Source organism: Pantoea sp. Mb-10, from assembly GCF_021272205.1.
Lineage (GTDB): Bacteria > Pseudomonadota > Gammaproteobacteria > Enterobacterales > Enterobacteriaceae > Pantoea.
This window is the reverse complement of the sequence record NZ_JAJSDX010000001.1, coordinates 684,096-694,898: the sequence shown is the minus strand read 5'-3', so window position 1 is coordinate 694,898 and position 10,803 is coordinate 684,096. Positions and strand designations below refer to the sequence as shown.

Sequence of the window (10,803 nt, the reverse complement as noted above, 5' to 3'; positions counted from 1 at the left end):
CGAAACACCTGAAGTCAGAACGATTTTCTGACGTCAGTACAGAATCGGTGGAGCGGTAGTTCAGTTGGTTAGAATACCTGCCTGTCACGCAGGGGGTCGCGGGTTCGAGCCCCGTCCGTTCCGCCACTTAATTGATAAGCCCTGACCTAACGGTCAGGGCTTTTTCATTTTGCACTTTCTTCACTGTGCTTTATTTCTCCGTGCTTCCGTGCTTCCGTGCATCTCTGCATCTCTGCATCTCTGCATCTCTGCATCTCTGCATCTCTGCATCTAAGTCGCCTATTCCTCATCATGCTTGCGTCACCACCTGTCTCACGCCTAAGCCAGCTCCCTAGTGACGGGAAAAAGATCTTACTGCCGTGAGCGCAGAGGGCACGACGTTAAAAAAGTAAAAGCGCCTTTGCCGCAAAGCATGAGTCAGGGGGCACAGCGAAAAGCTGCAAGCGCGCAAGAAAGACAAGCGCGGAGTGATTTCAGCATCACTACGTTGTTCGCCGATCAACACCGGCGTTCAGCTTCACCCGTCTTATACACCGTATGAAAAATCCCGATCTTTAGATAACATACTGCTGCTCAGGATCGCGATTAGCATGGCTTATCTATGGAATGATCTGCCCTCACTGCTGTCTGAAAAATAACAGCGGTGCAGCAGGGAACAAGTGAGAAGGATTCACACATTCTGAACCACGCATTGAAACCCCGCGCTACAATCCCTATAACAGTCAGGTTATCTTGTCGTCATAACTCAGCCAGGCGGTAAAGTGCAAAAAAAAACTTATGCGATGCGTTATGTAGCTGGCCAACCTGCGGAGCGAATTTTCCCGCCGGGAGCGATGCTACATCTTGGACAGGGCCTGCCGCCTGGCGAACCGCTCCCCGCCGACCCTACTTTACGTGTGCTGGTCTGGAATATCTTTAAGCAGCAGCGTGCAGACTGGATGTCGGTGCTACAGGGTTTTGGTAAAGATTCGCATCTGGTGCTCCTACAAGAGGCGCAAACCACGCCTGAGCTGATTAAATTCGCCACCAGTCATTACCTGGCCGCTGACCAGGTGCCAGCCTTTGTGCTGCCGCAGCATCCTTCTGGCGTCATGACGCTGGCTTCTGCGCATCCGGTCTACTGCTGTCCTCTGCGCGAGCGCGAGCCGCTGCTGCGCCTGGCAAAGTCAGCCCTGATCACCGCTTATCCGCTACCTGGCGGTGAAATGCTGATGGTCGTGAATATCCATGCGGTCAACTTCAGTCTCGGTGTCGATGTCTACAGCAAGCAGTTGGGCCCGATCGGCGACCAGATTCAACATCATCGCGGCCCGGTAATCATGGCCGGTGATTTCAACGCATGGAGTCGTCAGCGTATGCATGCGCTTTACCGCTTTGCGCGTGAGATGGCGTTGCATGAGGTGCGTTTCACCGATGATTATCGTCGTAAAGCGTTCGGGCGACCGCTCGATTTTGTTTTTTATCGGGACATGAAAGTGAGCGAAGCGTCGGTGCTGGTGACGCGGGCATCTGACCACAACCCATTGCTGGTTGAGTTTACTACCGGTTAAGGCCGCAAAGGCGCGGGCATTAAATTCATGCGTCAGGCTAGAGGGGAAATGCGCTAAACGTAAAACAAGAAAAAGGCTGACAATTGTCAGCCTTTTCGGCGTATCAGGTATCTGGCGTTGCGTTATTCTTCACAAACAGCGTGAGCTTATCACCCGGCTGAATGTCTTTCGCATCACTGTTCCAGCGCATCACGTCTTTGGTGTTTACACCATGACGTTTCGCGATACTGGCAAAAGAATCACCCTTACGAACGCGGTAGGTGATGCTGTTGCCGTTATCAGCCAACTGCGAACTGCTGCTTCCGCCGACGGTCAGCTTCTGACCGATTCGAACCGAGGCGCTGCGCAGATTGTTCTGCTGTTTCAGGTTACTTACGCTCACACCCAGCTTACTGGCGATACCGGAAAGCGTATCGCCTTTACGCACCGTATAGCTGTTTCCCGCTGCGCTGGCTTTCGCCAACTCGGTGGGCTGTACGGAGGCAATATCACCGGAAGCCAGTGAATTGCGCAACTTCGCCACATTGGATTTCGGCACCAGGATGTAATGCGGTCCATTCGGTGCTGTGGTTCCATGCTTATAGCCTGCATTGAAGCTCTTGAGTTTACTGAGCGACATGCCTGCCATATCTGCGGCCTGCGTAAGCTGTATCTGCTGACCCACCTCAACACGCGCCAGCGCGCGGCTTTCATTCGGGGCCGGCAGTTTGATGCCATAACGCTTGTTGTTCTTGAGAATATCGCTCAAGGCCAACATCTTCGGTACGTAAACCGTGGTTTCGCGTGGCAACGATAAATGCCAGAAATCCGTCGGTTTCCCGCGCGCCTTATTCTGTTTTATCGCTTTGAGTACGCGTCCTTCACCGCTGTTGTAGGCTGCAACCGTTAATAGCCAGTCGCCGCCAAACATGGTGTTAAGACGCTGCATCATATCCAGCGCTACTTTGGTTGAGGCCACCACATCGCGGCGTCCGTCGTACCATTGGTTCTGTTTCAAACCATAGTTTTTGCCCGTTTTAGCAACGATCTGCCAGATGCCTGCGGCATTAGCAGAAGAGGTTGCATGGGGGTCAAAAGCGCTCTCCACTATGGGTAGCAGTACCAGTTCCATCGGCATTTTACGTTTCTGTATCTGCTCGACTATCCAGTACATGTACGGCTCTGCCCGTAATGTTACATCGTGGAGATAGCTCTTATTTCTTAAGTACTTTGTTTTTTGTTCGCGGATCCGGGCATTTTCCGGAATCCCCATCTTCAACTCGTCACTAATGAGGTTCCAAAGATCAGTATCTTCTGCGAGGCCTGTTCCATCATCCTGCCATCGCGGCGACAACAATCGATCTCCGTACTGTCCATTTTCACCTTGACCAGCTGAAGACAAGCTCTGTGCATGCTGTACAGGGATATTGGCGTCATTCCTTGATGCCTGACATCCGACCAGCAAGACTGAGGCGAGTAATATCGCTTTAGCCTTCATGTGTGTGTCAATAGTTCGCTTAAAAGACGAGCAACTATACGTTAGGGATCGACACAACACAACCCTAAAAAATTAAAAGTGATCCTTCTTCTCGCGTAGAACAGCGAAAGTGTGCCATAACGGTTCCGTTGGCACGTTAAGCCCTAAAGCCTTTTGCAAATCAGGGTCTTGCGTACGAAGAAATAAATTTATTTCTCGTTCAACGGCCAGTTTTGTCGGTAATGTAATGCGATTTTCCGCACGTAAGTCCTTAATTTCCTGATATCTAGCCATAATTTGTGGGTCTTGTGGCAAAATCGCCGCGGCAAACTTCATATTGGATAAAGTATATTCATGCGCGCAGCACACCCATGTCTCATCCGGTAGGTTGCTAAGCTTTTGAAAGGATTCGAACATTTGTTGCGCAGTGCCTTCAAACAGACGGCCGCAGCCGCCCGAAAATAACGTATCACCGCAAAAAAGATAAGGGGCACTGTAATATGAGATATGTCCTAAAGTGTGTCCAGGCGTCGCGATAACCTGAAAACGCAGGCCCAACACGGTGATTTCATCCCCTTCTTTCACAATGTGCTGTGCGCCTTTCGTAGCCGTTTCTTCGGGCCCATAGATAGCCAGATTGGGATAAGCCTTCACCAGTTCGGCGACGCCGCCAACATGATCATGGTGGTGATGCGTCAGCAAAACCGCCACCGGCTGCCACTGATTCGCTTGGATTTTTTCCAGCACGGGCTGCGCCTCGCCGGGATCGACAATCAGGCAGCGATTATCGCCGTCGGTGAGCGTCCAGATGTAGTTATCCTGCAGCGCGGGAATACTGGTAAGATTCATAAACACCTCTCAGGTCGTCTAAAAAGGAAAAGGGTAGAGCATGAAGCCAGCGAAAACACGCCAAATTCTGACGGCACCACGCTCATGGCGTGATATGCCGTGGGGGGACTATTTTCGTGATGCGCTCTCGCAGCAGTTGAAACCCTATCTCGCCAAGCTTTATGGCTTCCATATGCTTAAAATTGGCAATCTTAGCGCGGAAATCAACACCAGCCAGTGTGCGATTTCGCATCAGGTCAGCGTGGGCATGGAAGGTGAAGATCTCCAGGTCATCGCGCACCCGGCTCACCTCCCTTTTGAAGCCAAGTCTGTTGATGCCTGCCTGCTGGCCCATACGCTCGCGTGGAGCCAGGATCCGCATCGCGTGCTGCGCGAGGTCGATCGCGTTTTAATTGATGATGGCTGGCTGATTATTAGCGGCTTCAATCCTTTTAGCTTACTTGGCATCAGTAAAATCATCCCTGGGTTAACCTCGCGCCCACCGTGGAGCGGCCGCATGTTCAGCCAGGTGCGTCTGCTCGACTGGCTGCATCTGCTCAATTATGAAGTGGTGTACCGTACCCGTTTTCAGGTGCTGCCGTGGTATCGGCAGGGGGGGAAAGTGATCAGCACCCATTTGCCCGCGCTGGGTTGTCTCAACGTGGTGGTGGCGCGCAAACGGACGTTTCCGCTTACGCCCAGCAAAATGAAAACTTCTCTCAGCAAAGCACATTTGCGACCAGCCGTTAACGCCACGCGCCAGTTTCGCAACGCCTCAGATCAGGATTCAGGCTGATAGCCAATATCGTCCAGTGATGGATGGCCGGCAGCATGGCGCGCCAGTTCATCACAGCGTTCATTCTCCGGATGGCCGGCATGCCCTTTGACCCACTCCCATTTGATTTCATGGGTACTGAGCGCGGCGTCCAGACGCTTCCAAAGATCGACATTTTTCACCGGCTTCTTTTCCGCTGTTTTCCAGCCGCGCTTTTTCCAGTTGTGGATCCAGCTGGTAATGCCCTGACGAACATATTGGCTGTCAGTGCTGATCACCACCTCGCATGGCTCAGTGAGCGCCTCAAGGGCCACAATCGCCGCCATCAGCTCCATGCGATTATTGGTGGTAAGGCGATAGCCTGCGCTGAACGGTTTTTCATGTTTTTTATAGCGGAGAATGGCACCGTAGCCGCCGGGACCGGGATTACCCAGACAGGATCCATCGGTGAATATTTCTACCTGTTTGCGCATCTCTGGTAGACTTCCTTCTGACAAAACGCCAAGTCTGACATAAAACGAGTCCTATGAGCACTGCAAATAACCGCCAGATCGTCCTTGATACCGAAACCACCGGCATGAACATGATCGGTGTGCACTATGAAGGGCATCGCATCATTGAAATCGGCGCGGTTGAAGTCATCAACCGTCGGCTGACCGGCAACAACTTCCATATGTATCTCAAACCCGATCGGTTAGTGGACCCGGAAGCGTTCGGCGTGCACGGCATCGCCGATGAATTTCTGGCGGATAAGCCGACTTTCGCCGAGATTGCTGAGGAGTTCCTGGACTACATTCGCGGCGCGGAGCTGGTGATCCATAACGCGTCGTTTGATATCGGCTTTATGGATTACGAATTTGCCATGCTCAACCGCGAGATTGGCAAAACGGAGACGTTCTGCCAGATCACTGACAGCCTGGCGATGGCGCGCAAAATGTTCCCCGGCAAGCGCAACAGCCTGGACGCCCTGTGTAACCGCTTTGAAATCGACAACAGTAAACGTACGCTGCACGGCGCACTGCTGGATGCCGAAATACTCGCGGAAGTGTTCCTCACCATGACCGGAGGGCAGACATCGCTGGCGTTTTCGTTGGAGAGCGAGCAGAACAACCAAACTGATGGCGATCGCATTCAGCGCGTGGCGCGTCCGGCTTCTGGCTTGCGCGTGGTCAGCGCCAGCGATGAGGAACTGATGGCGCATGAAAGCCGTCTCGATCTGGTGATGAAAAAAGGCGGCAGCTGCCTGTGGCGTGCCTGAACGCACTGATTTTGCGCGCAAAATCGGCGACAAGGTGAAAAAAGCGACAAACGCATTAACCCGCGATAAAAAGCGTTGACGGGGGAGGGGGCTACCATTAATATGCGCCTCGTTCTCGACGGGGAACAAAGCGCGGAGCGGTAGTTCAGTTGGTTAGAATACCTGCCTGTCACGCAGGGGGTCGCGGGTTCGAGCCCCGTCCGTTCCGCCAAACTTTTAAAGAAGCCGATGCAGAAATGCATCGGCTTTTTGCTTTTAGGCGTTCGCCTTAGACTTCCTTCTGCATGACCACCTGCTGTGGATACGCGCCCACGCGCGCTGCACGTTCGGCGCGCGCCAGCCAGCGATAACAGCCCGCACCCAATGCCACACCAATAAACCAGCTAAAGTTGGCTACGCCATGCAGCGAAGGGATAAAACTGATCGCCAGACAGATCCCCACCGACGGCACCAGCGCACCAATGGCATTCAGGTTAAAGCCGCCGCGATACCAATAGCGACCGCTTGGCGAATCATTAAACAGGTCGTCTACGTAAACTTTACCGCGCTTAATCCAGTAGAAATCCGCAATCAGGATGCCAAACAGCGGTCCGATACAGGAGCCCAGCACATCCAGCGTGTAGTGAATCAGCTCGGGCGATTGAAACAGATTCCACGGCGTCAGCAGCACAGAACCCACCGCAGCGATCATGCCGCCTGCGCGGAAGCTGATCTTTTGCGGTGAACAGTTGGAAAAATCAAAGGCGGGCGACACAAAGTTAGCCACAATATTGATGCCGATGGTGGCGGTGATCATGGTGAGCAGACCAATCGCCACCGCCACATCGTTGCCTACCATGCTCACGGTTTCAATCGGATCGGTGATCATTCGGCCGAACAGCGACTGTGTGCCTGAGACAATCACCACGGTCACGATTGAAAACAGCAGGAAGTTAAACGGCAGGCCCCAGCGGTTGCCGCGGCGAATTTCACGCATATTTTTGCCGTAGCGGGAGAAGTCGCCGAAGTTGAGCAGCGGACCGGAGAAATACGAGACCACCAGCGCGGTCGCGGTGATCATCTGCCAGCTCTGCTCACCCACGCTGAGCGACTTACTTGCCAGCGTAAAGGAAATACCGTCAAAGCCAGTTTTGTATACAATCCAGCCCGCCAGCGCCACCATTACTACATAGACTGCAGGTCCAGCAACATCGATAAAGCGCTTGATGGCGCTCATGCCATGCCAGAACACCAGCGCCTGTAGCAGCCACATGATGCCAAAGCAGATCCAGCCCAGCGTAGAGAGGCCAAGCCAGTGGGCCACGGTCAGCGTGTTCAGCGTCGGATAGAACTTCAGCAGTACCAGCATCAGCGCATTCGCCGCCAGGTAAGTTTGGATACCGTACCAGGCAAAGGCGATCAGTCCACGAATCACCGCCGGAATATTGGCGCCAAACACGCCGAAGGCCTGACGTGAGATCACGGCGTAGGGCACGCCCGCCATTTGGCTAGGTTTTGCCACCAGGTTGGCGCACAGTTGAACAATGCAAATGCCCGCCAGTAAACACAGCAGGACCTGCCAGCTTGCCAGCCCAAGGGTAAAGAAGCTGGCGGCCACCACATAGCCGCCCATGCTGTGCACGTCCGACATCCAAAATGAAAAAATGTTGTACCACGACCAGTTTTGGTTGCGCGTGGGCGCAAGATCCTCGTTGCACAGTCGAGGGCTGTAGTGGGCGTTCGCGTCTGGCCCGGCGGTCACTTCAGATTGATTTGGCATGAAACCTGCTCCTGTAACACCAAGGGAAAACTAATCACTGTGTGAAACGGTATTGCAGGATTCAGGCCAATGTTGATTTCTTGTATACAAAAAAATCCTTTCACGTATACGATGTGCTGCACAGAGCGATCCGCTGGAGTCAGAGATGAAGCAAGAAGCTGAGCAGAGAACCGGGCCCGACGCGCACGACCGCGATGAACCCATCTATCAGGCGTTACTGAACGCCATTGTGGAACACCAGCTGCCGCCCGGCAGTAAATTACCCGAAGAAGCACTGGCGGAAGCCTTTGGCGTAAGCCGCACCGGCATTCGGAAGGTGCTGCAGCGCCTCGCCGCAGTGCAAATGATCGCGTTATCGCCCAGGCGTGGTGCACAGGTGGCGACGCCCGGCGTCGAAGCGTCGCGCGATCTCTTCGCAACGCGCAGCCTGCTGGAGTGTGCAAATTTGCCTAACGTGTTGGCGCACCTGCAGCCGCCCCATCTGGCGGGCCTCAAGCAGCTCATCGAACAAGAGCAGCAGGCGCACGCGCAACACGACGGCGGCGCGGCGATCCGTCTTTCTGCGGCGTTTCATATTCAACTTCAGGCGATATCGGGTAACCAAGTGTTGACCGAAACGGTCACCCAGCTCACCCAGCGCTCATCGCTGGTGATCGCCGCCTATGGTGCGCCCTGGCAGCGCGGTTGCCGCTGCGATCATCACGATCAGCTGCTGGCCCGCCTGCGCGAACGCGATCTGCCGGGGTTAACGGCGGCGTTACAGCACCACTTTGCGCATATCGTCAGTAGCCTGCACTTTGAACGCAGCGGCGAGACCCTGCCCGATTTCTCCCGGTTATTTTCCGGTCATAAAGGAGCGGCATCATGAGCGTCATTCAGGTCATTAACCCCAACACCAGCCGGGCCATGACGGAAACCATCGGTGCCGCCGCGCGCGCAGTGGCGGCGCCCGGCACGGAGATTCTCGCCGTGTGCCCGGCGCACGGCGTCCCATCGATTGAAGGCCACTTTGATGAGGCGATAGCGGCCATTGGCGTGCTGGAGCAGGTCAAGCTCGGCAAGGCGCAGGGCGTCAGCGGGCACGTTATCGCCTGCTTTGGCGATCCCGGCCTGCTGGCGGCGCGCGAACTGGCCAGCGGGCCGGTGGTGGGCATTGCTGAAGCGGCGATGCATACCGCCACGCTGGTGGCAACGCGGTTTTCGATTGTGACCACGCTGCCGCGCACGCTGGTGATCGCGCGCCACCTGTTGCAGCAGTACGGCTTCACGCATCACTGCGCGGCGCTGCACGCGATTGACTTACCGGTATTGGCGCTGGAAGACGGCACCGGCGTCGCGCAGGAAAAAGTGCGGCAGCGCTGTCTTCAGGCCAAGCGTGAAGACGGCAGCGGTGCCATTGTGCTGGGCTGCGGTGGAATGGCGGCGCTGGCGCGGGATCTGACGCATGAGCTGGGCATGCCGGTGATTGATGGCGTCAGTGCCGCCGTGAAGATGGTGGAGTCGCTGGTGGCGCTTGGCTTCGGCACCAGTAAACAGGGCGATCTCGACTATCCGCGACAAAAACCCCTCAGCGGGGCATTTCAGCACCTAAACTAAGGGCAGGTTGAGGACTGACGACAGGAATTGACAGAATGAGTGACGCATCTGCGAAGAAAGAGTACAGCTTCAACAAAAATTACCCGCGCGATTTGGTCGGTTACGGCAGTCAACCGCCGCACGCTGGCTGGCCGGGGGGCGCCAAAGTGGCGGTACAGTTTGTGCTGAATTATGAAGAGGGCGCGGAGAACAGCGTGCTGCACGGCGACGCCGGGTCCGAGCAGTTCCTTTCCGACATTATCGGCGCGGCCAGCTATGCCGACCGCCATATGTCGATGGAGTCGCTGTACGAATACGGTTCACGCGCCGGCTTCTGGCGTATTCACAATGAGTTTCAACGCCGCGGCCTCCCGATGACGGTGTTCGGTGTGGCGATGGCGCTGGCGCGTCATCCCGAGATCGTCGAGGCGATCAAAGCGGCGGATTATGACGTGGTCAGCCACGGCTGGCGCTGGATCCACTATCAGGCAATGGACGCCAAAACCGAGCGTCAGCATATGCAACAGGCGGTGGATGTGCTCACCGATCTGTTTGATAAAGCGCCCACCGGCTGGTACACCGGCCGCGACAGCCCCAATACCCGGCGACTGGTGGTTGAGCAGGGCGGGTTTACTTACGACAGCGATTATTACGGTGACGATCTGCCGTTCTGGACGCAGGTCACGTGTCAGGATGGTACCGTGAAGCCCCACCTCATTATTCCTTATACCCTGGAGTGCAACGACATGCGCTTCGCGTCACCCCAGGGCTTCAATACCGCCGAACAGTTTTTTGTCTACCTGCGTGACACCTTTGACGTGCTGTATGCCGAGGGCGATACCGCACCGAAAATGATGTCAGTGGGCATGCACTGCCGCCTGCTGGGCCGTCCGGGTAAGTTCCGCGCCCTGCAGCAGTTTCTGGATCATATTCAGCAGCATGAGAAGGTGTGGGTGTGCACCCGCCAGCAGATCGCCGACCATTGGGTGAAGGCGCATCCTGCGCAGGAGGGATAGCTTTGGGGCTTAAAAGCTTAAAAGCTTAAAAGCTTAAAAGCTTAAAAGCTTAAAAGCTTAAAAGCTTAAAAGCCAGGTCAAGGGCGGTTTCGATTGTCCTGCGGACAACCGACCAAGGGGAGGCAGTCGCCCCTCCCCTTGGAACCCGGGCTTTTCGGCAGCATTTTCGTCCGCTACGCGGATTCCCTCTTCACCCCCTGCCGCCTTACGGACCGTCGCTGATTCGCCATCCATGGCTCAACAGCGCCTTTCGCCGTCGTCCTGACGGCTCATCCTGGCGCCACGCGGTTCATCGGCGAAATTGATGCCGACCCAACACCCGCGCTGCAGCAACGTGCCTTCTGTGTTCTCAATTATCGCTGTGGAATTTTTCTCAAGTGTTTGAGGGAGCGTAGATACGCCCGCTGTACCCCTCATCAACTGAAAGCCAGCTGTAAGAGCAGAAAGAAGGTTTTCATAGGACCTAGAGCAACCAAGACCTTACTGGTGAAAAAAATCCTCCAGCGGCGGGGCGTCGTCGGAATTGCTGAACGAAGGTAAGCTTCTTGTCGTGAGCGAAAGATGTCGGCATTCGTATAAGCGCCAT

At 55.1% G+C, this 10,803-nt stretch carries 10 protein-coding genes and 2 tRNA genes; 8 read left to right on the top strand and 4 right to left on the bottom strand.

What is annotated here, in order from left to right; translation table 11 throughout:
- The first annotated feature begins 49 nt into the window (after positions 1-49).
- Both LU196_RS03325 and LU196_RS03320 read left to right on the top strand, forming a co-directional pair.
- Positions 50-126: transfer RNA gene (locus tag LU196_RS03325), tRNA-Asp, on the top strand.
- A 635-nt stretch (positions 127-761) separates the two neighbouring features.
- The gene (locus tag LU196_RS03320) at positions 762-1,550 is read left to right on the top strand and encodes an endonuclease/exonuclease/phosphatase family protein (protein ID WP_232761415.1); all 789 of its coding nucleotides are present in this window, start codon (positions 762-764) and stop codon (positions 1,548-1,550) included.
- A 103-nt stretch (positions 1,551-1,653) separates the two neighbouring features.
- On the opposite strand, the gene mltD is transcribed toward LU196_RS03320, so the two are convergent.
- Both mltD and gloB read right to left on the bottom strand, forming a co-directional pair.
- Complete coding sequence (gene mltD / locus LU196_RS03315) at positions 1,654-3,027, bottom strand: murein transglycosylase D (protein WP_232761416.1); 1,374 nt, start codon at positions 3,025-3,027, stop codon at positions 1,654-1,656.
- A 72-nt stretch (positions 3,028-3,099) separates the two neighbouring features.
- Positions 3,100-3,855: a hydroxyacylglutathione hydrolase gene (gene gloB / locus LU196_RS03310; protein ID WP_232761417.1), complete on the bottom strand. Its 756-nt coding sequence runs from the start codon at positions 3,853-3,855 to the stop codon at positions 3,100-3,102.
- Positions 3,856-3,895: 40 nt separating this feature from the next.
- Between gloB and LU196_RS03305 the strand changes: the two genes are divergently transcribed.
- Positions 3,896-4,630 carry a class I SAM-dependent methyltransferase gene (locus LU196_RS03305; protein WP_232761418.1) on the top strand — a complete coding sequence of 245 codons (735 nt, stop codon included), beginning with the start codon at positions 3,896-3,898 and terminating at the stop codon, positions 4,628-4,630.
- Here LU196_RS03305 and rnhA read toward each other — a convergent pair.
- Positions 4,615-5,082 (bottom strand): ribonuclease HI, encoded by a 468-nt coding sequence (gene rnhA / locus LU196_RS03300; RefSeq protein WP_232761419.1) that lies wholly within the window; start codon positions 5,080-5,082, stop codon positions 4,615-4,617. The genes LU196_RS03305 and rnhA overlap by 16 nt on opposite strands.
- A 53-nt stretch (positions 5,083-5,135) precedes the next feature.
- Between rnhA and dnaQ the strand changes: the two genes are divergently transcribed.
- Both dnaQ and LU196_RS03290 read left to right on the top strand, forming a co-directional pair.
- Positions 5,136-5,867 (top strand): DNA polymerase III subunit epsilon, encoded by a 732-nt coding sequence (gene dnaQ, locus LU196_RS03295; protein WP_232761420.1) that lies wholly within the window; start codon positions 5,136-5,138, stop codon positions 5,865-5,867.
- 134 nt (positions 5,868-6,001) lie between these two features.
- A tRNA-Asp gene (locus tag LU196_RS03290) sits at positions 6,002-6,078 on the top strand.
- A gap of 57 nt (positions 6,079-6,135) precedes the next feature.
- Here the strand turns inward: LU196_RS03290 and LU196_RS03285 are convergent.
- Entirely contained in the window at positions 6,136-7,626 is a 1,491-nt protein-coding gene (locus LU196_RS03285; protein ID WP_232761421.1) for an NCS1 family nucleobase:cation symporter-1, read from the bottom strand.
- 145 nt (positions 7,627-7,771) lie between these two features.
- Between LU196_RS03285 and LU196_RS03280 the strand changes: the two genes are divergently transcribed.
- Genes LU196_RS03280 through puuE form a run of 3 tightly spaced genes read left to right on the top strand, consistent with a single transcriptional unit; the run spans position 7,772 to position 10,217 of the window.
- Positions 7,772-8,494: a GntR family transcriptional regulator gene (locus tag LU196_RS03280; protein ID WP_232761422.1), complete on the top strand. Its 723-nt coding sequence runs from the start codon at positions 7,772-7,774 to the stop codon at positions 8,492-8,494.
- The gene (hpxA, locus tag LU196_RS03275; RefSeq protein ID WP_232761498.1) at positions 8,488-9,222 is read left to right on the top strand and encodes an allantoin racemase; all 735 of its coding nucleotides are present in this window, start codon (positions 8,488-8,490) and stop codon (positions 9,220-9,222) included. Before LU196_RS03280 ends, hpxA begins: the two co-directional genes overlap by 7 nt.
- Positions 9,223-9,257: 35 nt before the next feature.
- The gene (gene puuE, locus LU196_RS03270; RefSeq protein ID WP_232761423.1) at positions 9,258-10,217 is read left to right on the top strand and encodes an allantoinase PuuE; all 960 of its coding nucleotides are present in this window, start codon (positions 9,258-9,260) and stop codon (positions 10,215-10,217) included.
- The last annotated feature ends 586 nt before the right edge of the window (positions 10,218-10,803 follow it).

Bases quoted from the DNA above. Each gene is read 5' to 3' on its own strand.
- mltD (WP_232761416.1), bottom strand. From the start codon at position 3,027: ATGAAGGCTAAAGCGATATTACTCGCCTCAGTCTTGCTGGTCGGATGT.
- gloB (WP_232761417.1), bottom strand. From the start codon at position 3,855: ATGAATCTTACCAGTATTCCCGCGCTGCAGGATAACTACATCTGGACG.
- LU196_RS03305 (WP_232761418.1), top strand. From the start codon at position 3,896: ATGAAGCCAGCGAAAACACGCCAAATTCTGACGGCACCACGCTCATGG.
- rnhA (WP_232761419.1), bottom strand. From the start codon at position 5,082: ATGCGCAAACAGGTAGAAATATTCACCGATGGATCCTGTCTGGGTAAT.
- dnaQ (WP_232761420.1), top strand. From the start codon at position 5,136: ATGAGCACTGCAAATAACCGCCAGATCGTCCTTGATACCGAAACCACC.
- LU196_RS03285 (WP_232761421.1), bottom strand. From the start codon at position 7,626: ATGCCAAATCAATCTGAAGTGACCGCCGGGCCAGACGCGAACGCCCAC.
- LU196_RS03280 (WP_232761422.1), top strand. From the start codon at position 7,772: ATGAAGCAAGAAGCTGAGCAGAGAACCGGGCCCGACGCGCACGACCGC.
- puuE (WP_232761423.1), top strand. From the start codon at position 9,258: ATGAGTGACGCATCTGCGAAGAAAGAGTACAGCTTCAACAAAAATTAC.